General features: G+C 63.9%; 22 protein-coding genes. 4 read left to right on the top strand and 18 right to left on the bottom strand.

Annotated features, from left to right (window positions below; genetic code table 11):
• Positions 1–234 precede the first annotated feature (234 nt).
• Genes ACR64R_RS07150 through osmF form a run of 4 tightly spaced genes read right to left on the bottom strand, consistent with a single transcriptional unit; the run spans position 235 to position 4,043 of the window.
• Positions 235–984, bottom strand: coding sequence for an ABC transporter permease (locus ACR64R_RS07150; protein ID WP_487360981.1), 750 nt, complete (start codon positions 982–984; stop codon positions 235–237).
• On the bottom strand, positions 981–1,919 hold the full coding sequence (locus ACR64R_RS07145) for an ABC transporter ATP-binding protein (protein ID WP_487360980.1): 939 nt from the start codon (positions 1,917–1,919) through the stop codon (positions 981–983). Before ACR64R_RS07145 ends, ACR64R_RS07150 begins: the two co-directional genes overlap by 4 nt.
• A complete protein-coding gene (locus ACR64R_RS07140; protein ID WP_487360979.1) occupies positions 1,916–3,130 on the bottom strand; it encodes an ABC transporter permease in 1,215 nt (404 codons plus the stop codon). The genes ACR64R_RS07145 and ACR64R_RS07140 overlap by 4 nt, the downstream gene beginning before the upstream one ends.
• 1 nt (position 3,131) lies before the next feature.
• Entirely contained in the window at positions 3,132–4,043 is a 912-nt protein-coding gene (gene osmF, locus ACR64R_RS07135; RefSeq protein ID WP_487360978.1) for a glycine betaine ABC transporter substrate-binding protein OsmF, read from the bottom strand.
• A gap of 241 nt (positions 4,044–4,284) precedes the next feature.
• Between osmF and ACR64R_RS07130 the strand changes: the two genes are divergently transcribed.
• Positions 4,285–4,857 carry an NADPH-dependent FMN reductase gene (locus ACR64R_RS07130; RefSeq protein ID WP_487360977.1) on the top strand — a complete coding sequence of 191 codons (573 nt, stop codon included), beginning with the start codon at positions 4,285–4,287 and terminating at the stop codon, positions 4,855–4,857.
• Between the two features lie 44 nt (positions 4,858–4,901).
• On the opposite strand, the gene ACR64R_RS07125 is transcribed toward ACR64R_RS07130, so the two are convergent.
• The 10 genes from ACR64R_RS07125 to ACR64R_RS07080 form a co-directional block, all read right to left on the bottom strand.
• Positions 4,902–6,116, bottom strand: coding sequence for an MFS transporter (locus ACR64R_RS07125; RefSeq protein ID WP_487360976.1), 1,215 nt, complete (start codon positions 6,114–6,116; stop codon positions 4,902–4,904).
• Complete coding sequence (nusB, locus tag ACR64R_RS07120; protein WP_487360975.1) at positions 6,113–6,607, bottom strand: transcription antitermination factor NusB; 495 nt, start codon at positions 6,605–6,607, stop codon at positions 6,113–6,115. Before nusB ends, ACR64R_RS07125 begins: the two co-directional genes overlap by 4 nt.
• Positions 6,604–7,098, bottom strand: a complete 495-nt coding sequence (locus tag ACR64R_RS07115; protein ID WP_487360974.1) for a 6,7-dimethyl-8-ribityllumazine synthase — start codon at positions 7,096–7,098, stop codon at positions 6,604–6,606. Before ACR64R_RS07115 ends, nusB begins: the two co-directional genes overlap by 4 nt.
• Before the next feature lie 134 nt (positions 7,099–7,232).
• Positions 7,233–8,222 (bottom strand): methyltransferase, encoded by a 990-nt coding sequence (locus tag ACR64R_RS07110; RefSeq protein ID WP_487360973.1) that lies wholly within the window; start codon positions 8,220–8,222, stop codon positions 7,233–7,235.
• 136 nt (positions 8,223–8,358) lie between these two features.
• Positions 8,359–8,976, bottom strand: coding sequence for a riboflavin synthase (locus ACR64R_RS07105; protein WP_487360972.1), 618 nt, complete (start codon positions 8,974–8,976; stop codon positions 8,359–8,361).
• A gap of 61 nt (positions 8,977–9,037) precedes the next feature.
• Positions 9,038–10,165 (bottom strand): bifunctional diaminohydroxyphosphoribosylaminopyrimidine deaminase/5-amino-6-(5-phosphoribosylamino)uracil reductase RibD, encoded by a 1,128-nt coding sequence (gene ribD, locus ACR64R_RS07100; protein ID WP_487360971.1) that lies wholly within the window; start codon positions 10,163–10,165, stop codon positions 9,038–9,040.
• A gap of 2 nt (positions 10,166–10,167) precedes the next feature.
• The gene (gene nrdR, locus ACR64R_RS07095) at positions 10,168–10,647 is read right to left on the bottom strand and encodes a transcriptional regulator NrdR (protein WP_487360970.1); all 480 of its coding nucleotides are present in this window, start codon (positions 10,645–10,647) and stop codon (positions 10,168–10,170) included.
• A gap of 142 nt (positions 10,648–10,789) precedes the next feature.
• The gene (locus ACR64R_RS07090) at positions 10,790–11,380 is read right to left on the bottom strand and encodes an invasion associated locus B family protein (RefSeq protein ID WP_487362393.1); all 591 of its coding nucleotides are present in this window, start codon (positions 11,378–11,380) and stop codon (positions 10,790–10,792) included.
• Between the two features lie 113 nt (positions 11,381–11,493).
• A complete protein-coding gene (gene glyA, locus ACR64R_RS07085; RefSeq protein WP_487360969.1) occupies positions 11,494–12,807 on the bottom strand; it encodes a serine hydroxymethyltransferase in 1,314 nt (437 codons plus the stop codon).
• A 125-nt stretch (positions 12,808–12,932) separates the two neighbouring features.
• The gene (locus ACR64R_RS07080; RefSeq protein ID WP_487360968.1) at positions 12,933–14,573 is read right to left on the bottom strand and encodes a Na+/H+ antiporter; all 1,641 of its coding nucleotides are present in this window, start codon (positions 14,571–14,573) and stop codon (positions 12,933–12,935) included.
• Between the two features lie 114 nt (positions 14,574–14,687).
• On the opposite strand from ACR64R_RS07080, the gene ACR64R_RS07075 reads away from it, so the two are divergent.
• Positions 14,688–14,843 carry a hypothetical protein gene (locus ACR64R_RS07075; protein ID WP_487360967.1) on the top strand — a complete coding sequence of 52 codons (156 nt, stop codon included), beginning with the start codon at positions 14,688–14,690 and terminating at the stop codon, positions 14,841–14,843.
• Between the two features lie 10 nt (positions 14,844–14,853).
• On the opposite strand, the gene ACR64R_RS07070 is transcribed toward ACR64R_RS07075, so the two are convergent.
• The 4 genes from ACR64R_RS07070 to ACR64R_RS07055 form a co-directional block, all read right to left on the bottom strand.
• On the bottom strand, positions 14,854–16,107 hold the full coding sequence (locus ACR64R_RS07070) for a L,D-transpeptidase family protein (protein ID WP_487360966.1): 1,254 nt from the start codon (positions 16,105–16,107) through the stop codon (positions 14,854–14,856).
• 505 nt (positions 16,108–16,612) lie between these two features.
• Entirely contained in the window at positions 16,613–17,128 is a 516-nt protein-coding gene (gene ldtR, locus ACR64R_RS07065; RefSeq protein WP_040983294.1) for a transcriptional regulator LdtR, read from the bottom strand.
• Between the two features lie 237 nt (positions 17,129–17,365).
• On the bottom strand, positions 17,366–17,788 hold the full coding sequence (locus ACR64R_RS07060; protein WP_487360965.1) for a DUF6163 family protein: 423 nt from the start codon (positions 17,786–17,788) through the stop codon (positions 17,366–17,368).
• Entirely contained in the window at positions 17,785–18,828 is a 1,044-nt protein-coding gene (locus ACR64R_RS07055; RefSeq protein ID WP_487360964.1) for an enoyl-CoA hydratase/isomerase family protein, read from the bottom strand. Before ACR64R_RS07055 ends, ACR64R_RS07060 begins: the two co-directional genes overlap by 4 nt.
• A gap of 154 nt (positions 18,829–18,982) precedes the next feature.
• On the opposite strand from ACR64R_RS07055, the gene ACR64R_RS07050 reads away from it, so the two are divergent.
• Both ACR64R_RS07050 and hemB read left to right on the top strand, forming a co-directional pair.
• Complete coding sequence (locus ACR64R_RS07050; protein ID WP_487360963.1) at positions 18,983–19,795, top strand: DUF2066 domain-containing protein; 813 nt, start codon at positions 18,983–18,985, stop codon at positions 19,793–19,795.
• A gap of 228 nt (positions 19,796–20,023) precedes the next feature.
• Entirely contained in the window at positions 20,024–21,055 is a 1,032-nt protein-coding gene (gene hemB / locus ACR64R_RS07045) for a porphobilinogen synthase (RefSeq protein ID WP_487360962.1), read from the top strand.
• Positions 21,056–21,101 lie beyond the last annotated feature (46 nt).

The following is a 21,101-nucleotide window of genomic DNA, read 5'->3' as shown; positions in this document are numbered from 1 at the left end:
CCTCGATTGATGGCCCAAAAGAACCCCTCCCTGGGCCGTTGGAACGGAGATGCATGCCGCGGACGGAATCCACCCCTTGGTTGGGGTGTATGCGAAACAGGGCTTGGAACGTCAAGATATTGTTCGGTTTTTGCGCGGCTTTCGCCCAAAAGAAGAGGGCTGGAATCGTTGGGCCAGTGCGGGTCTCGAATTAGATCGATTGAATTGGCGCCGAGATACACTCGCCTCTGGGGGTCATTCCGCGCCCTGCCCCATGCGTCGCGCCGCGTAACGCTCGACTGCCGAGAGGCCGTCATAGATTAGCACGGCAAGCGCGGCAACGATCAGGCCGCCCTGCAGAACGAAGGCAAGGTTGTTCGATATCAAGCCGGCGATGATCACCTCGCCCAGAGTCTTGGCGGCAACCGTCGAGCCGATCGTTGCGGTGGCGAGGCTGATGACCACGGAGAGCCTGATGCCGCCCAGGATCACAGGGGCGCTCAGCGGCAGTTCGACCTTCATCAACCTTTGCCAGCCGGTCATCCCCGCACCGCGCGCCGCTTCCATCACATTGCCGGGCAGCGTCGTCAGCGCCGTCAGCGCATTCTCGAAGATCGGCAGCAGCCCATAGAGGAAGAGCGCGATCAGCGTCGGCTTCTCGCCGAAGCCCACAGCCGGCACAGCGAGCGCCAGCACGGCGACCGGCGGGAATGTCTGGCCGATATTGACCAGGCTGCGTGACAAAGGCAGGAATTCGGCGCCCGCTGGCCTGGTCACAAGTATAGCCAGCGCCACCGCGACGATCGTCGCCGCGACCGTGGCGATCAGCACGGTCCGCAGATGCTGCAAGGTCAACGTCAGCAGGCTGCCCTGGTTGTAGATCGCCGGCGCGCCGTTCTCCGTCAGGGGTTTCAGCAGCGGCTCGAACCAGCCGGGGCTGGTGATGAAGACCACCAGCAACGCCAGGACGGCCAGCCTCACAAGCGCGGGCAGCCAGGCTTTCATTGGGGCCTCGCCGCCCGCTTCACCAGGCCCTCGACGGTGACGCGGCCAATGGACTTGCCGTCGGCGTCCTTCACCGGTAGCGCGGGCCGACCCGACCAAAGGAGCTCGGCCAGCGCGTCGCGCTGCGTGGCCTCACCGGGGATCGCATCGCCCTCTGCGCCGCCCGGCTCTACTGCATCGCGCACGCGGCCAAGCGACAGCAGCCGAAACGGCCTTTCGCTGACGCCGACCAACGTCTCGACGAAGCCGCTAGCCGGTCGAGCCAGGATTTCAGCGGGCTTGGCGTATTGCACCAGCTTGCCGGCATCCATGACAGCGATCTTGTCACCCAGATGCACAGCCTCTTCCATATCGTGGGTGACGAGGATGATGGTGGTGCCGAAACGCTTCTGGATCGCCAGCAAATCCTCCTGCGCCTTGGTGCGAATGATGGGGTCGAGCGCGCCGAAGGGCTCATCCATCAAAAGCACGTTGGGTTCGGCGGCGAGAGCCCGGGCGACGCCGACGCGCTGCTGCTGGCCGCCGGAAAGCTCATGCGGGTAGCGCGGCCCGTAGGCCTGGGGGTCAAGCTGGTAGAGCGTCATCAACTCGTCGACACGGGCCTTGATGCGATCCCTGTCCCAACCGAGCAGCAGCGGCACGGTGGCGATATTTTGCGCCACCGTGCGGTGCGGAAACAGCCCGTGGCCCTGGATGGCGTAGCCAATGCTGCGACGAAGCTGATAACCGGGCACGGAACGGTTGTCGGCGCCGTCGAGCTTGATGACGCCGGCGGTCGGCTCGACCAACCGGTTGATCATCCTGAGCAGCGTCGTCTTGCCGGACCCCGATGTGCCGACAATGGTGGCGATGGTGTGCGGTTCGATCACCATCGAAACATTGTCGACCACTGTCGTCTTGTCGTAGCGCTTGGTGATGCCCTCGATCTCTATCATGCCATTTCGACCCTGCGCTTTGTTGCCGTCATCTCGATGACCGCGTCGAGGATGATCGCCGCCGCAAAGGCCAGCGCCACGGTGGGCAGCGCGCCCAACAGCACCAGGTCCATCGCCGTCTGACCGACGCCCTGGAAAACGAACACGCCGAAGCCGCCGCCGCCGATCAGGGCGGCAATGGTGGCAAGCCCGATATTCTGCACCAGCACGATGCGGATTCCGGTCAGGATCACCGGAAAGGCGAGAGGGAACTCAACGTCGAACAGGCGCTGGAGATCGGTCATGCCCATGCCGCGCGCGGCGTCGTTAGCCGCGCGGGGTACACCAGCGAGCCCAACCACCGTATTCGCCACGACAGGCAGAAGAGAATATAGGAAGAGGGCGACGAAAGCGGGCGCGGTGCCGATGCCCCTGATGCCTATCGCGGCTGCGCCTGGCAGGTGAACGGCCATCCAGCCGAGCGGCGCGATCAGCAGGCCGAAGAGCGCGATGGAAGGAATGGTCTGGATGATGTTGAGCAAATTGAGCACGCCGGCCCGAAGTCGGTCGACCCGATGGCAGAGGATGCCGAGCGGCAGCCCGATCACCACGGCTGCTGCCAGCGAGCCAAGCGCCAGGGTGATGTGCTTGGCAGCCTCGGTCCAGAAACTGTCGGCACGGCTGTTGTATTCCTTGAGGATGGAGAGGCTGTCCCAACGTCCCGAAACAAGCAACGCCGCGATGGCCAAAGCGGCAAGCACCAGGACGCCGACGCGCGCCCAGGCTGAAAGATCCAATCTGGTCAGCACATCGGCCAGGACCAATGTGAAGGCAAAGATCAGCAGCCAGAAACCGGAAGCCGGCGCGATCCGGGCAAAGGTGTTTCCGGTGGGCGTCAAGAAGCCGCCGGCGACGCCAATGAGGACCGACAGCGCGACCAGCACGATGACGCTGGCCGCCAGCCTGAGGATGAGCGGCGTCCTCAGCAGGGCGACGACGGCGCCCGCCATGACTATCGCCACCAGCAGCATGCCAAGCACCGGCGGCAGCGCTTCGAGGATCGAACGCGCCTGCCCCGGCACGATGCGGTTGGCGCGGAACGTGGCAAAGGGAGCCACCAGGGCGGCGTAGGCCGCGATCGCGGCGATCACGACGCCGAGCTTGTCGAAGCGGATGGTCACGATCGTCCCCAATCGAACCGGCGCGCCGCGAATACGGCGCGCCGCGCTCATGTTACTTCAGGAAGCCGTTCTTCTTGAGGAAGTCCTCCGCGACACCCTTGGCGGGCTCGCCGCCCAATTGCACGCGGCCATTGAGCTCCTGCAGCGTGACGAGATCGAGCTTGGCGAAGACAGGCTTCAGCAACGCCTCGATTTCGGGATGCTGCTTCAGCACCTCTTCGCGGATGATCGGCGCGGGCTGGTAGACCGGCTGCACTCCCTTGTCGTCCTCGAGCACGACGAGGCCGGAGGGCTGGATGCCGCCATCGGTGCCATAAACCATGGCGGCGTTGGCGCCGTTGGTCTGGTTGGCGGCTGCGGCGATCGTCGCCGCGGTATCGCCACCGGAAAGCGTGATCAACTGGTCCGGCTTCAGCGTGAAGCCATAGGTCGTCTGGAAGGCCGGAAGCGCCGCCGCCGAATTGACGAACTCCGCGGAAGCCGCCAGCACCACCTTGCCGCCGCCCGCAACGTATTTGCCGAAGTCCGTCAAGGTGACGAGCTTGTTCTCGTCGGCCACTTCCTTGCGCAGCGCGATCGCCCAGGTGTTGTTTGCCGGAGACGGCGACAGCCAGACGATCTTGTTGGCGTCGTAGTCGAGCTTCTTGGCGGCTTCATAGGCTTTGGCCGCATCCTTCCAGATCGGATCGTCGGCCTTCTGGAAGAAGAAGGCGGCATTGCCGGTGTATTCGGGATAGATGTCGATCTCGCCGGCGGTGATCGCCTTACGGACGACGGGCGTCGCGCCGAGCTGGATGCGGTCGGTGGTCTTGATGTTGTTGGCGCTGAGGACAAGCTGGATGATATTGCCCAGCACGCCGCCTTCCGTGTCGATCTTGGAAGACACCACCACCTGCGCATGCGCCGATGCCGTGGCGATGCCGAGCGCTATCGCTGCGAAAGCGAGCTTTCTAATTGGAAACATTGTGAAAAATCCCTTGCTATGAGCCGATGGATCGGTGACCGCATAAGAGCATGGCTTCAACGGCCAGTCGGGGCATACGGTTTCATAACAGGGAGGATACACGCAATAATTTTGTTCTGGTCGAGCTGAGCGTCCTGTTCCGCCCGACATGATGTGACGTCGACCCAGGGGTCGGCTGGCGGTCTGCCGTGTTCTGAGGGATACTGGGACCGCGGGGCGGCAGCCAACACGGGAGTATGTCATGGCCAGACACAAAGTCGGCTACCTCATCGGCAGCCTCGCCAAGGCCTCCATCAACCGCAAGCTTGCGAAGGCCCTCGTAAGACTGGCGCCCCCGGAGCTTGAGATGACGGAAATCCCCTTCAAGGACCTGCCACTTTACAGCTACGATTATGACGCCGATTTTCCGCCGGTCGCACTGGACTTCAAAAAGGCCATCGCGTCCGTACAGGCGGTGCTTTTCGTCACGCCGGAATACAACCGCTCGATCCCGGGCGGCCTGAAGAATGCAATTGATTGGGCGAGCCGCCCTTACGGCAAGAACTCATTTTCGCGCAAACCGTCTGCAGTCATCGGAACATCGCCCGGCGCAATCGCAACCGCGGTCGCCCAGCAGAGCTTGCGCAGCGTGCTGAGCTTCTGCAACGCACCCCAGATGAACTCTCCGGAGGCCTACATCCAGTTTACGCCGGGATTGATTACCGACGACGGCGAGGTGACCGTGAAGTCAACCGAAGCTTTCCTTCGCAACTACATGCAGGAATTCCACATGTTCATCGCGCGTGTCCTGCAGGTGCTCCCGCCGGATGCATGACGCCGGCCGCTTGGACTTGCTACTGGAACGGCTGGCCACCTTCTTCAAAGTGTGCGCGGACCCACCATCTTCAAAGTGCCGAGCGCGACAAAGCAAAGCGCGACGACCGGGAAGACAACCCAGTTCAGCATCGTCCAGCCCCAGGCGTTGTAGATCGCGCCCGACATGAGCGAGGAAAATGCGACGGAGCCAAACAGGACGAAGTCGTGGAAACCCTGCACCTTGCTCTTCTCGGAGGGCCGGTAGGTGGCCGTGACCATGGCCGTGGCGCCGATGAAGCTGAAGTTCCAGCCGAGCCCGAGCAGGATCAGGGCCGTCCAGAACTGCCAGAGGGCCAGGCCGGAGAGCGCCACGGCCGCGCAGCCGACAAGCAGGACGAGCCCAAAGGCGACAATGCGTTCGGCGCCGAAACGGTGGATCAGCGCGCCGGTAAAGAAACTCGGCCCGAACATGGCCATGACGTGCCAGGAAATGCCAAGCGTCGCGTCGTCTTCCGACAGGCCGCAGCCGACCATTGCGAGCGGCGCGCCGGTCATGACGAAGCTCATCAGCGCGTAGCTGCCGACGGTGCAGAAAAGCGCGGCGACGAAACGCGGCTGGGTGACGATTTCAGCCAGCGGTCGGGCATCGCCCGTGGCGGTTTCGGCGAAGGTGCCTGTCCGGGGGGAAATCTGCAGGAACGACAGGATGAGCGCGCCGATCGCCGCCAGGGGCAGGATCGAGGCGAATGACCCGGCAAACATCACCGGGGCCAGCAGTTCGCGTGTGTAGATAACAATCTGCGGCCCGAGGATAGCGGTGATGATGCCGCCCGCCAGCACGAATGATATGGCGCGCGGCTTGTATCCGGCCGGCGCATTGTCGGCCGCGGCGAAACGGAACTGCTGGACGAAGGCGCCACCGGCGCCGATGACGCAGAGGCCGACAGCGAACATCCAGAAGCTGGCCTGGAAGAGAGCAAGCGTCGCGATCAGGCCGCCCAACGCGGTGAACATGGTCCCGGTCATGAAGCCGCCGCGGTGGCCGAGCCGGCGGATGATGGCGGCGGCCGGCAAAGCCCCGAGCGCCACGCCGAGATTGAAACCGGTGACCGGCGCCGTCGCCAGCGACTTGTCCGGGCCGAGCAGATATTGACCGGCGAGCGCGCCGAGCGAAATGGCGATCGGAGCGGCCGAACCGACGATCGCCTGCGCGGCGGCAAGCAGCACCGCCGTCCGGCGCCCTGCCCGGCCCGCCTCGGCGACCGCGGCCGTCGTCACGAAGCGTCTTTGCCGCGCCCCTCGCCGCGAACCCGGCGCGAGACGCGATCGAGAACGGCGTTCACCAGCTTCGGCTCGTCTTCATCGTAAAAGGCTTTTGCGATGTCGACATATTCTGAGACGATCACAGCCACCGGCACGTCCTCGCGCTTCATCAGTTCATAAACGCCGGCGCGCAGAATGGCGCGCAGCGTCGAATCCAGCCGCGACAGCGGCCAATCCTCGGTGAGCGCCTGGCGGATGACGGGATCGATGGTCTTCTGGTCCTCGACGACGCCGGTCAGGATGGCGCGGAACCATTGCGCGTCGGCTTCGCGGTAGAGCGCGCCGTCGACTTCCTTGCCGAGCCGGAAGGTTTCGTATTCGGCCGTGGTCTCGAAGACGCCGCTGCCGGACACGTCCATCTGGTAAAGCGCCTGGACGGCGGCAAGACGGGCGGCGCCGCGTTTGTTTGCATGGCGCACCGCACCGGTCGAAGCGGGCTCGTTCACGATTGAGCTCCGAATTTCTCTTTGAGCGCTATCATGGTCAATGCCGCGCGGGCGGCAAAGCCGCCCTTGTCGCCTTCCGTTTTGCGCGCGCGCGCCCAAGCCTGCGCGTCGTTCTCGGTCGTCAGGATTCCGTTGCCGATAGCGATCGCCTCCTGCACCGATAGGTCCATCAGCGCGCGGCTCGATTCATTGGCGACGATGTCAAAATGATAGGTGTCGCCGCGGATGATGGTGCCGAGCGCGACAAAGCCATCGTAATGCGTACCGCCTTCGGCGGCGCCATCGAGCGCGAAGGTAATGACGGCCGGTATTTCGAGCGAGCCGGGAACCGTCACCACATCATAGCTGGCGCCGGCCTCTTCCAGCGCGCCAGTCGCTCCCTCGAGCAGCGCGTCGGCGAGATCGTCGTGAAATCGCGCTTCGACAATGAGCAGATGCGCCTTCGCCTTCGGGCGAATGAACGCTTTGCCGTGTTGGGATGTTCCAGCCATAAAAGTCTCCGGGGGGTTGCCGGTGACTTAGGCCGAAGCTGCGGTGATCGCAAGCGGAAGATTGACAACCCAGCCCTCGCCCGCGTCCCGACAGAGTCGGCTCTCGCTGCACGCGATCATTCGGACAATCTTGTCTAGGCGGGCGAAGCCTCGAGGATCGAGATCGGTCCACGGGTGCCGATCACCCGCTCGAGCTTCAGTCCTGCCCCCGCGAAGAGGGTTGTGTATTGCGCCTCCGTCCGCTCCAGGCCCCCGGTTACCGCGAGCATGACAACATCGATGGCCTTGATCTGGTCCGGCTCGCCTCCCGGTGGCACAATCGTCTCGGCCACGAGCACCCTGCCATGTGCCGCCATAGCATCGCGGCAATGCCGCAAGATCAGCCCGGCGCGTTCGTCGTCCCAGTCGTGGATGACTTTCTTGATGACATAGACGTCGCCAGCCGGAACACTCTCGAAGAAGTCGCCCGCGACGAACTCGGTACGCGGCAGGTCGCCACCGGCGCCCCGACGCGCCGCCGCCACCCCGGACGGCAGATCGAACAGAACACCGCTCAAATGAGGATAGCGGGCAAGAATTGCCGAGAGAAGCTGCCCATGGCCGCCGCCGATATCGACAACCCGCTTGTACTGGCCGAAATCATACGCGTCGGCTACTGCCTCGTTGGTGCCTTGTCCTAAGGCTACCATAGCTCGCTGGAACAGGGCGGCCTTCTCGGGGTTCGCCGATAGCCAGTCGAATCTCGAGCTTCCGAACACCGTCTCGAAGGCGGGCCTTCCCGTGCGTACGGAACGGAGAAGCTGCTCGAAGGCAAGATATGGCTCAGTGTTGATCATCTGGATGAAGTCGCGCGGTCCCGGCCTATCTGAACGAAGGACCGCTCCGACTTCCGTCAAAGCAAAATGACGAGAGCCACCTTCAGTGAAGACCCCCTCAGGGGCAAGAAGCCGCATCACGCGGTAAAGGGCTTCCGCATCCGTCTTGGTTGCTGCCGCCAAGTCGTCAACAGATCGCGCCCCGGAGGCCAGAAGATCGGGAATTCCGAGTTCGATGACGACGCGCAGCGCCTGAGATAGGGCAAATCCGAACCCAAGCCTTATGACTTGTTGCGACGGGCTGCTCATGGCTTTCCCCTCCGGCCGGGAGAAAACTTACGCGGAGCGCGACCCAATGTGAAGCGGGGAAGCGGTGTCGCAAGGCGCGTTGCCCGCCGGCTCCACAAATCCGGCTCGCCGCCTAACCGTGACCCCAGGGCTCTGCTTAAAGGCCCTCTTTCGCCGCCTCGGACAGCCGCGCGGCATAGCGGGCCATGGTGTCGATCTCGATGTTGACGCGGTCGCCGGCCTGACGCTCGCCCCAGGTGGTGACGCTCAGCGAGTGATGGATGAGCAGCACGTCGAAGCGGGTGCCTTCGACCTTGTTGACGGTGAGCGAGGTGCCGTCGAGCGCGACCGAACCTTTCGGCGCGATGAACTTCGCCAGATGACGCGGCGCCTCCAGCGTGAAACGCACGGCGTCGCCCTCTTCCTTGCGCCCGACGATCTCGGCCATGCCGTCGACATGGCCGGAGACGATGTGGCCGCCGAGTTCGTCCCCGATCCTCAGCGCCCGCTCCAGGTTGATCCGGGTGCCGGATTTCCAACTCGATGCCGTGGTGAGCCTTAGCGCTTCCTCCCAGGCCTCGACCTCGAACCAGCGCGCGTTGGAGCCGTGTTCCGGCAGCGCCGTTACCGTGAGGCAAACGCCGCCACAGGAAATCGAGGCGCCGATGGCGATGGTCTCGGGATCATAAGCGGTGTCGATTCGAAGGCCGATACCCTCGGCGAGCGGCTTCACACTCGCAACGGTGCCGACGTCAGTCACAATTCCCGTAAACATCAGAGAGTGTCTTTCGTTTTGAACACGATCCGATCCAACAACCGGTTTCCACTTTTTGGAATCATGGTCTCACCCATTCGGCATAGCTATCCTCGCCGAAGCGCATGTCACGCAATTTGCGAAATCCAGCCGGGATATGATCGGGGTCGATCGGCGATGCAATGCCGTCCTCACCGATAGCGTCCGGCCCCTGGAAGAGCACGATGCGGTCGACGAGGCCTTCCTCAAGGAAGGCCCTGGCCACCTTGGCGCCACCTTCGACCATAACGCTTGCCATGCCGAGCGCTGCAAGGTCTTCCAGCAATTCCGGCAGAGCGACTACGCCGTCATGGGTTTCGGTGCCGATGAAGCGCACGCCCGCGCGTTCGAGCGCCGCCCGCCGGTGCGGGTCGGCCTCGGGGCAGGCGGCGATATAGAGCGGCACGCGGTCAACACCGGACACAAGCTTGGACGTCTCCGGCAGCCGGATCTGCCGATCAAGGATGATCCGCGCAGGCGAGCGGTTCTCCAGCCCCGGCAGGCGCACGGTCAGCGCCGGGTCGTCCTCGAGCGCGGTGCCGATGCCGACGAGGATGGCGTCGGCCTCGGCGCGCATCAGATAGACGTCGCGGCGCGCGATCTCGCCCGTGATCGCGACCTGGCCCGCACCTTTGCGGCCGATCTTGCCGTCGCTCGAAAGCGCAAGTTTCAGAGTTACTTCCGGCCGCTTCTTCAAAGAACGTGTCAGATAGCCCGCCATCTGCTCGGCGGCTTCGGCAGCCAGCACCTTTTCAACCACCTCGACACCCGCGGCGCGCAGGATGGCGTAGCCCTTGCCGGAGACGCGCGGATCGGGGTCGCTCGCAGCACCCACGACGCGCGCAATACCGGCATTGACCAGCGCGTTGGCGCAGGGCGGGGTGCGGCCGTGATGCGCGCAGGGCTCCAATGTCACATAGGCGGTGGCGCCGCGCGCCAGTTCGCCGGCTTCAGCCAGCGCCTCGGTCTCGGCATGAGGGCGGCCGCCGACGGCCGTGACGCCGGTGCCCACGATCATAGGACCGGCGCCGTCGTCGCGCACGATGATGGTGCCGACGGAAGGGTTGGTCGAGGTGCGGCCCGCATTGCGGCGCGACAGCCTGATGGCTGCAGCCATGAAACGGCGATCAAGAGCCGATTGAGCGGCCTCGTCCGATTGCGGTCCCGCCATGATCAGCCGGCTTCCTCTTCGGTCTTTTCCTCGTCGCCCTTCAGCTCGCCCAGCAGCTCATGAAAATCCTTGGCCTCGCGGAAATTGCGATAGACCGAGGCGAAGCGGACATAGGCGACGTCATCCAGGGATTTCAGCGCCTCCATGACCAGCCGACCGACCTCGCCCGAAGCGATCTCGGTTTCGCCGGAGCTTTCGAGTTGGCGCACGATGCCGGTGACGGCGCGGTCGATGCGCTCGGGATCGACATTGCGCTTGCGCACGGCGATCTCGACGGAGCGCAGCAGCTTGTCACGATCGAACGGCACCTTGCGGCCGGACTTCTTGATGACGACGAGGTCGCGCAGCTGGACACGCTCGAAGGTGGTGAAACGCCCCCCGCAATCGGGACATACCCGCCGCCTGCGGATCGCCGCGCCGTCCTCGGCGGGACGCGAGTCCTTCACCTGCGTATCTTCGGACTGACAATAAGGGCAGCGCATAGGGAGCCTTGGGTTCGCGATTCTCTGATGGCGGAAAGGCTTAGTGCCTTTTGGCGACTTGGCAAAGGAGAGACCTTTCGCGCTTCAGAGATAGCGACGCGCGATCAAGATTGCCAGCGCCCTCCCCGGCTGGCGGCACGGGTCAGGGCGCGACGTCCTTGGTCGAAAACCCGCAGGACGTGCCGAGATTGCGATACGCCTTGGTGAAGCCATCCATCGGGATGCTGGCGACGGCCTGTTTTCCGAAGGTCACGTCGAGCGAGGTGACCTTGCGCATGGCGCGCAGCAAGGCGAGGCTGGTCTTGGCCTGGTCGTCGACCATCCAGCTGGAGCGACCACCGGCGGCGGCGTTGGAGGTCACTGTCGCAGTCACTTTCACGCCAGGGTCGCCGAAGGTCGCAGCGATCTTGTCGCCGGTCGGCAGGTTCGCGTTGTCGATGATGAACATGATGGCCGGATACGCGTCCGGCGGCAGCGCGTCGCCAGTCGAGATCGACATCGTCAGCGACCCGGCATTGCCGTTGCCGTCGACGAAAGCGGTGGAGGCGGCGCAGGTCTTGTGCGCATCCTGCCCGGTGTCGAGCGTATCGACGATGGTGGTCCACTTGCCGAAGGTGTTTGTGGCAGGCATTTCGGAGGCAGGCTGCGTCTGCTCCTGCGCAACCGCGCCGGCCATGGTGAACGCGGCCAGCGAGCCGAACAGGGCCAGCAAGGCAAGCGGGAAAGTGCGCATCATCAAAACTCCAGTGGGTCGCGCCGCCCGATCAAGCAGCGGCGCGAAGCGCCGGAATAAAAGATGACGCACGGCGCCTCGTCAACCGACAGACGGGCAGCCGGTAGCCAGACTCAACCCAGGTAAGGGTAGAGCGGGAAACGGTCCGTCAGCGCCATGACTTTGGCCTTGACGGCGGCTTCGACCGCCGCGTTGCCTTCGTCGGAATTCGCCACCTTCAGCCCGTCCAGCACCTCGGCGATCAGCTTGCCGATCTCGCGGAATTCGGCCTGGCCGAAGCCGCGCGTGGTGCCGGCCGGCGTGCCGAGACGCACGCCCGAGGTGACGAACGGCTTTTCCGGATCGAACGGGATACCGTTCTTGTTGCAGGTGATGTTGGCGCGGCCCAACGCTGCTTCCGCACGCTTGCCGGTGGCATTCTTCGGCCGAAGGTCGACCAGCATCAGATGGTTGTCGGTGCCACCGGAGACGATATCGAGGCCGGTCTCCTGCAGACTGGACGCCAGCGCCTTGGCATTGGCGACGATGCTCTCGGCATAGGCCTTGAAGCTCGGCTTCAGCGCCTCGCCGAGCGCCACCGCCTTGGCAGCGATGACATGCATCAGCGGCCCGCCCTGCAGGCCCGGGAACACCGCCGAATTCATCTTCTTGGCGATCTCCTCGTCGTTGCACAGGATCATGCCGCCGCGTGGGCCGCGCAGCGACTTGTGGGTCGTGGTGGTCACGACATGGGCATGTGGCAGCGGCGACGGGTGCACGCCGCCGGCGACGAGGCCGGCGATATGCGCCATATCGACCATCAGATAGGCGCCGACGGAATCGGCGATCTCGCGAAAACGCTTCCAGTCCCAGATGCGCGAATAGGCGGTGCCGCCGGCCAGGATCAGCTTCGGCTTGGTCTCATGCGCGGTCTTCTCGATAGCATCCATGTCGAGCAGGTGGTCGTCCTTGCGCACGCCGTAGGAGACGACCTTGAACCACTTGCCGCTCATGTTGACCGGCGAGCCGTGGGTAAGATGGCCACCCGAATTCAGGTCGAGGCCCATGAAGGTGTCACCGGGCTGCAGTAGCGCCAGGAACACGGCCTGGTTCATCTGGCTGCCCGAATTCGGCTGGACGTTGGCGAAGTTGCAGCCGAACAGCTTCTTAGCGCGCTCGATGGCCAGTTCCTCGGCCACGTCGACGAACTGGCAGCCGCCATAGTAGCGCTTGCCCGGATAACCCTCGGCGTATTTGTTGGTCATGATCGAGCCCTGCGCCTCGAGCACCGCGCGGGAAACGATATTTTCCGACGCGATCAGCTCGATCTCATGGCGCTGGCGACCGAGTTCGTTGCGGATGGCGCCGAAGATTTCCGGATCGGCGTCGGCAAGCGTGGTCTCGAAGAAGGATTCGAATTTGCTGGAGGCTGCCGCTGCATTTGACATGGCTTGCTTTCCCTTGGGGCCGGAGGTCTGCGAGGTCGCCGCGCATTAACACAGTTGTTTTCGGGCCGCCACGTTTGCGGCGCGAAATTTGCTAGCCGGTTTGCGTCAACACCGGCCGACCGAACCTAATCCCGCGGCTCGCGTCCCTTGAGGATCGCTTCGGAGAAGGTGACCTCGGTGAACAGCTTGCGCGCCGTGTGGTCGTTGATAACGCCCCGGCGCAACATGGCCTGAAGCTCGGCGCGCTCGGCCTCGATGCCGGCGAGCCTGAGTTCCACCTCAATTCGGCCGGTTTCGCGGGCCTCGGCGCGCGCTTCCTCGGCGCCGTCGGAAAGGGAGATGCGCCGCCGGTAGATGGATACGACGCTCTCGGCGATGGCGAGCTTCATGCCCGCCGCCTCTCCTTCATTGCCGTCGCTGGCCAAGCTTTCTATCCTGGCGATGGCCGCGTTGGCTGCGCTGACGCGGGCCCGGCGCTCTTCGGCGGCGCCCGGATGCTCTCCGGGTTCGACGAGACCGCGCGCGACCCTCGGCAGGGCGAGGCTGGCAATTGCCAGCGAGCATATGATGACCCCGGCGGCGAGGTAGATCACGAGGTCGCGGGCCGGAAACGGCGAGCCGTCATGCATGGTGAGCGGCAGGGACAGGATGCCCGCCAAGGTCACCGCGCCGCGCACGCCGGCGATCGAGCCGGCGAGCCTGACGCGCAAACCAAAGGGTTCGGCCTTGCGCTTGCCGAGCCGCGCGGCAAGCACGGCGCCGATGTCGCCGATCCAGATCCAGACGAAGCGCAGGCCGATCAGGCACAGCGTCAGGAGCAGCACTGTCAATGCCGGCTCGAGCAGCCAGTGCCGGCTCGTCAGTTCAGGCGGCGCCTTGCGGATGATGTCAGGCAGTTGCAGGCCAAGCAGGATGAACAGCGAGCCGTTGAAGATGAAGATCAGCGTCGACCAGAGGGAAATCGTCTGGACGCGCGCCGAGACCACCATGTGGCGGACAATGCCGGAATATCCGGTCAGAAGGCCGGCAGTGACCGCCGCCAGAATGCCCGAAGCGCCGAAATGCTCGGCGATCAGATAGGCGACGAAGGGGAGCAGAACCATGACCAGCACCTGCGCTTCGGCCGGTGTGCTGGTGATACGGCCGAGGATCTGCAACGACTTGGCCGCGATGAACAGCGACGCGACACCGGCGAGGATGCCGATTGCCACGGCAAGGAGAAAGCTTAAGGATGCCCCGGCGAATGAAAAGCTGCCGGACAACACCGCCGCCACGGTGAAGCGGAACATGACCAGACCGGAAGCGTCGTTAAGCAGCGACTCGCCCTCCAATATGTGCATCAGCCGCGCCGGGACTACATCGCGGCCGACGATCGAGGATACGGCCACGGCATCGGTCGGCGACAGCACGGCGGCCAGGGCGAAGGCGACCGCCAGCGGAACGCTCGGCACCAGCCAATGCAAGGCGTAGCCGAAGCCGACGATGGTGAAGAAGACCAGGCCGATGGCGAGATCCAGGATCGGTCCGCGCAACGCGATCAGTTCGCGCTTCGGCGCCGAAAAGGCATCACCGAACAGCAGCGGCGGAATGAACACCAGAAGGAAGAGTTCCGGATCGATCTCGACATGCAGCCCACGGGCCGGCCAGGCCAGGGCGGCGCCGATCGCGATCTGCAGCACCGGCAACGGCATGCGCACCAGCCGCACGAGCGCGCCCGAAAGCGTCACCAAGGCGAGCACGGCGAGGATGAAGACGGCGACGGCCATGGCGCGATTCCAGCTGTTCGACCGACCATGAGCAATTGCCGGCCTTGCGTCCAGGGGGCGCGAGAGCAACAGCTTGGCGCTGGTTGCGAGGGCAAGACCGACTGGGAAATCTCGGTGGGCATCGCGGAAGCCACCATGCGCTTCCATGTCGACAGTCCCGGCGCGGTCCACCGCGCAAAGACGGTCGCGCGGCTGGTGAACCGGCAACTGATTCAGGCGCGCATCACGCTGCAAAAAAGGCCGCTGTGGAAGCGGCCTTTTTGTTTTTAGTATCAGATAGTTACTGCGCGGAGCTGATCTGCAGTTCCTGGGCGCCGTCGAGCCCGTATATGTCGTCTCGGAACTGTACGACACCCGGAGCGGTCGACCATGCCGACAGATAGAGGAAGTGGACCGGCACCGGGTTGACGACCTGGATCGGCGTGTTCTCGCCGGTCTTGATCGCGGCCTCGAAATGCTGGCGGTCCCAACCGGGCGTGTCGCGCAGGATCCAGGTGACGAGGTCACGCACATTCTGGACGCGCACGCAGCCCGAGGAGTCGAAACGCAGCAGCTTGCCAAACAGGCTCTGCTGCGGCGTGTCGTGCATATAGACGCCGTCCGGGCTCGGGAAATTGATCTTGACCGAGGCCATGGCGTTGTTGCTGCCCGGATCCTGGCGGAACCGGTATTTCGCGGCGTCGTCCGTCGACCAGTCGATGGTCATCGGATCGACCTCGCTTCCGTCCGGCGCGAACAGACGGATGTGGCTATCCTTCAGGTAGTTCGGGTCCTTCCGCATCAGCGGAATGATGTCCTTGCGCACGATCGAAACCGGCGCATTCCAGTACGGATTGACGATGATCTCGTTGATCTTCGAGTTCACGATCGGCGTCTGGCGGTCGATCTTGCCAACGATAGCGGTATGGCGAAGCACGACACGGTCGTTCTCGACCGCTTCGACCTGGGCGGCGGGGATATCGACCAGGACGTAACGATCGCCCAGCGTGCCGGCCTTTTCCTTCAGACGCTGCAGATTGGTCTGCAGCTGCCCGAGCCGGACCTGCGCCGACACGTTCATCGCGGCATATGTGTATTTGCCCATCGAGCCGTCGGCCGGCAGGCCGTGACGAAGCTGGAAGCGCTTGACCGCCGAGTCCACATAGGAATCGAAGGCAGTCGAAATACCGGCGCTCTGCGGCAGGTCGCCCGAGACCATCAGGCGCTTGCGGAGCGGAACGACGTCCGGATCGTCGACGCCGAGCTGCAATTTCTTGGTAGCCGGAACCTGTTCCCAGCCGCCCTGGGACACGATGTTCTGGTATTGCGCCACCGCCTGCTCGGTGAAGGCCACCGTCTGCTGGCTGAAAATCGGCAGCGTCGAGGCGACCTTGTTGGTGTCGTTGGCGCGGGCGTCGAACTGGTCGTCCCAATTACCGCGCGTCGACGACTTCAGGATGTCCCCGATCACGTCCTGCGCGCTGGCGTGGCCGGCGGCAAAAGCGGCGGCGAGCGCGGAGGCTCCGGTAAGGAAGAAACGGCGGCTTGTTCTCATGGCAGACATTCTTGGCTGTTCGCTCTCGCTCAATTCGCTTGCCTGGCGGCTTGTCCGCACTCTAGGGGTGGCAAACTTAACAATTCGCCAACCATGACCCGCATCGCCGGCTGCCAGAAACGCGATGCCGCCTCGCGGGTTCCACGGAGCGCGGGGCATGGGCCCGCAGCATCGTCGACAATCCGCATCCACCGTGATTATGGCGGCAACGTGGCCTTGGCCCGCGATTTGCTTGGGGCGGCAAGGTGAGAGGAAGGCGGCGATGCTTTTTTGCATCGCAAATAGCCAGCACGTCCTCGTGAAGTCTGCGCCAGCGCTCACGGCAGCCGTTCGGGCGCAGAGCCTTGATCGCGCCTAGAACGAGCTTCGTCGCGCGCCCGTAGGCGCTCAAGCTCCCTCCATCAGCAGGTCTTTGCAAAAGAACAGGGACCGGCGTGCTACGACACCGGCCCCTATTCTTTCCCCAGCCGCGCTTCATCGGCGAGGCCCCAGACTTGGTGTGAGCTTACATCCGATAGGCGATTGTGTCGTTCCAGAAGCGGTCGAGGCGCTGCAGGGCGCGGTTCATCTGCTTGAACTCGTCGGTGTTGATGCCGCCGACCGCCTCGATCGAGCCGACATGACGCTCGTAGAGGCCGGCCACGACGTCGGCCACCTCGTTGCCCTTCGGGGTCAGCGAGACGCGGACCGAACGGCGGTCGATGCGCGAGCGCTGGTGGTTGATGAAACCGAGGTCGACCAGCTTCTTGAGATTGTAGGAGACGTTCGAGCCGAGATAGTAGCCACGCGAACGCAGCTCGCCCGCGGTCAGCTCCGAATTGCCGATGTTGAAGAGGAGCAGCGCCTGGATGGCATTGATGTCGGAGCGGCCGTTGCGGTCGAACTCGTCCTTGATCACGTCAAGCAGACGGCGGTGCAGACGCTCCACCAGCTGCAGCGATTCCATGTACAGCGAACGGATAGCCTCGCGGCGATCGTCGGATACGTTTGCGGTCTTCGCCGCCGGACGCGAATTGATCATTGTCTTTGCCTCTCGTTTGTCGCCCTGGTGATTTTTTGTTTTTCACCTTGATCGCGACACTATCGAATACTCATAAAATTCGACTTAAACGCCAGGGCTAACAAGAGCTTACCGGTAAGAGGTTTCGGAAGACGCTTAACGATCGGTCACCCGAGCAAGAACAATTAACCTAAAGATTTAGCCAACGGATTTCGGAAGAAAACGGGCCGCGAAATCGGCCCGGAATCCAGCCTCGGCCTATTGGCTGAGCTGTCGCTTCTGCAGCCAGATGGTGACGCGAAAGACGATGTAGAGCAAGGCCACGCATGCGTGCGAGATCACGATCAGCAGCCGGTGGCCGAAGAGATTGGGCAGGCCGGCATACATCACCGTCTCCGTCACCGCGCAGATGAACCAGATCACCGGCCCCCACGACGCCAGCATCCAAAGGCCGGCCGCGGCGAAGGGAAAGAAGACGGCAAGAGTTGCCGCCGCCACCCGCCAATGCACCGGCATCAGGTCGAAGCGCCACAATTCGCCCGGATAGAGGCCGATCAGGCGAATCCAGTAGAGGATGCCGAACAAAAGACAGTAGCCGGCGACCACACGCTGGAACCAGGCGAAGATGACCTCGGTGGTCGAGGGCTGGAGCACCACCCGCCTGGAGGTTACCTCGCTCACAGCACGAGTTCCCTATCGCCCAGCGACGCGAAATAGGCGTCGATGTCGGCCGCGCGGACGTCATCCAGGCTCGCCGGCCGCCACTCGGGCTTCGAGCCCTTGTCGATAATGGCGGCGCGAATGCCTTCGTAGAAGTCGCGGCCGGCAAGCATGCGGTTCAGGATGCGGAACTCCATCTTCATGCATTCGTCCATCGACATCGTCGATCCCGCGCTGATCTGGCGCCAGGCGACGTTGAGGCTGGTCGGCGAGCGGGTGTTCATCGTCGCCAGCGTTCTTGCCGCAAAAGCATCTTGCGCCACTGCCTTCTCGAGACTGTCGATGATGCCGTCGAGCGAACTCTGCGAAAAATGGTGCGCGATCGCTTCCAGGTCCTGCCGCTCGGTCTCGCGCTTGGCAGGCACGAAGAAATCGCGCAGTTCCGCATCGGCGTCGCCGCTCGTCGTCAATTCGTCGAGCAGGCCCGCCTGGTCCTCGGCCTTGATGGTGTGGGTGGCGAGCCCCGACCACAGCGCGTCGCCATGGCGGATGCGGTTGCCCGTCAGACCGAGATACATGCCGAACGAACCGCCCAGGTCGGGCAGCAGGTGGCTGGCGCCGACATCGGGGAAGAAGCCGATGCCGACCTCTGGCATGGCAAACTGCGCGTTTTCGGTCAGGACCCGATGCGAGCCATGGAAAGAGATGCCGACGCCGCCGCCCATCACGATACCGTCGATCAGCGCGACATAAGGTTTCTTGAAGCGCGCGATGCGGGCATTGAGCCGGTATTCGTCGGCGAAGAAGTCGATGGGCGGCTGGCCGGCGCGGCCGGCCTCGTAGATGTGCAGGATATCGCCGCCGGCCGAAAACGCCCTGCCCTCGGCCTTGATCACTACGACGCCGACCCCCTGATCCTGCTCCCAGGCATCGAGCGCTCTGGCCAGGGCCCTGACCATGTTGTGGGTGACGGCGTTAAGCGCCTTCGGCCGGGTCAAAGTGACAACGCCCGCCCTGCCCAGCCGCTCGAAGCGGATCTCGTCGCCTCCGCCAAAATCCATCAACAGGAATCCCTCTCTCCGCGGGGGAGAAGTGCTAAAGGGGGCGTCAGGGCGCGTCAATGGCGGCGATCCTTGCGCTGGCGGGCGACCGCGCCAGATGTTAGGTAACCGGCAAAGAACTATGTCCGCGCCCCGACAGGTTTCGAGCAGCGATATGCCTGGAATTTCTCGCTTCGTCGTTGGATTGGCCGGTCTCCTGTGCCTGGGGGTTCCGGCCCGTGCCGCCGCGATAGCCGATCTCTACCAGGCGCAAACGATCGTCACCGGCACGGGAGACGTGAACCGCCAGATCGGCTTCAAGGACTGCCTCGACAAGGTGCTGGTCAAGGTCTCTGGCGACCAGCGCCTGACTCAAAAACCCGAGATGCTGGCGCTGCGAGACAAGGCCGCCGACTTCGTCCAGTCCTTCCGCTATCGCGACCGGCTCGAGGGCATCCCCATCCATGACGAGCAAGGCACGCATGACCGCCCCCACGATCTGACCTGTCTCTACAAGCCGGCCGTCGTCGACAAGCTCCTGGCGCAGCTCGGCAGCAGGCCATGGCTCGGCGAGCGGCCGCCGGTCGCCGTCTTCATGAGCGCCGAGCAAGGCGCGCGGCATTTCATGCTGACGGAGGACGAGGACCAGGGCAAGACGATGCGGGAATCCTTCGCCAATGCCGCGGGCCCCCTGCTGATGCGTATCACCTTTCCAAAGGCCGGGCAGCTTGGCGGCCTTGACGAGAAGGCGCTTTCGGGGGCCGATATGGCAAGGCTCGACAAGCTCGCCAAGAAGGCGGGAGCAGCCCGGGCGCTCGCCGGCAGCATCGTGTGGAGCGACAAGGAGCTCGGCTGGATCGCCGATTGGCGCTTGGCCGACCACGGCAAGATCTTTCGCTGGCAGGTGCGCGGCGTCAGCTTCGACGAGGCGTTCCGGGTTGCGATCAGAGGCGCGGCGCAGATCTTGTCAGGGCACGGACAGCCTTAGGACAAGTCGATATTCAGCCGATGCCGGTCTGTGAAAGGCGGCTCCCTGCGCCCCGGTGCCCGCGCAACCCGAGATACGCTCCGCTCTGCTTCGGCAGCCACCATTTTCTTCTCGGCGTGGCCTCAATCTCAACCTGCCAACACCCTGGCGCGCGGCTGGCACAATCGTGTCGCATTGGTCAGCGGCGCGGACGCGTGGTAAAAGCCGGCCCGAAAGAGAGTCTCGGCCATGAACAGATTCACTCCTGCAAAGCCCGCAGGCGCGCGCAGCGTCGACGAGATCACCGGCAGCCGGCGGCTGCGGCGCATGCGCAAGGCCGACTGGTCGCGCCGCCTGGTGCAGGAGAACCAGCTTTCGGTGAACGATCTGATCTGGCCGATCTTCGTCATCGACGGCAAGAACAGGCGCGAGCCGATCGCCGCCATGCCGGACGTCCATCGCCTGTCCATCGACCTCGCGGTAAAGGAGGCGGAGCGTGCCGCAAGGCTCGGCATCCCGGCGATCGCCACCTTCCCCAATGTCGAGCTTGCGCTGCGCGACCAGGCCGGCTCGCATATCCTCGACCCCGACAATGTCATCAACCGCGCGACGCGCGCCATCAAGGACGCGGTTCCGGAGATCGGCATCATCACCGATGCCGCGCTCGATCCCTTCACCAGTCACGGCCATGACGGCATCCTGCGCGACGGCATCATCGTCAATGACGAGACAGTTGAACAAGTCGCCGCCGCGGCCGTCATCCAGGCTGCCGCCGGTGCCGACATTATCGCGCCATCCGACATGATGGACGGCCGTATCGGCGCCATCCGCGACGCACTCGACGCCAACGGTTTTCAGGACGTGGCGATCATGTCCTATGCGACGAAATTCGCTTCCGCCTTCTATGGCCCCTACCGCGAGGCGGTGGGCACCGCCGGCCTGCTCAAGGGCGACAAGAAGACCTATTACATCGACCACGCCAATTCGGACGAAGCGGTGCGAGAGGCCGAGCAGGATCTGGCGGAAGGCGCCGACATGCTCATGGTCAAGCCGGGGCTGCCCTATCTCGACATCATCCGCAGGCTGAAGGACGAGTTGCAGATGCCAACCTTCGCCTATCAGGTTTCGGGCGAATATTCGATGATCAAGGCGGCTGCCGCCAATGGCTGGATCGACGGCGAGAAGGCGATGCTGGAATCGCTGCTTTCGCTGAAGCGCGCAGGCTGCGACGGCGTGCTGACCTATTTCGCGCCGACCGTGGCGGAGCTGCTGCGGGGTTAAACCGCCAAACCGGCTAGCAGGGGCGCCGCTGGCCAGCCGTCAGAAT

The sequence above is a fragment of the Mesorhizobium sp. MC2-1-1 genome (genome assembly GCF_057597255.1).
Note: the sequence above shows the minus strand (reverse complement) of the source record. Positions and strands in the feature narration are given on the sequence as shown.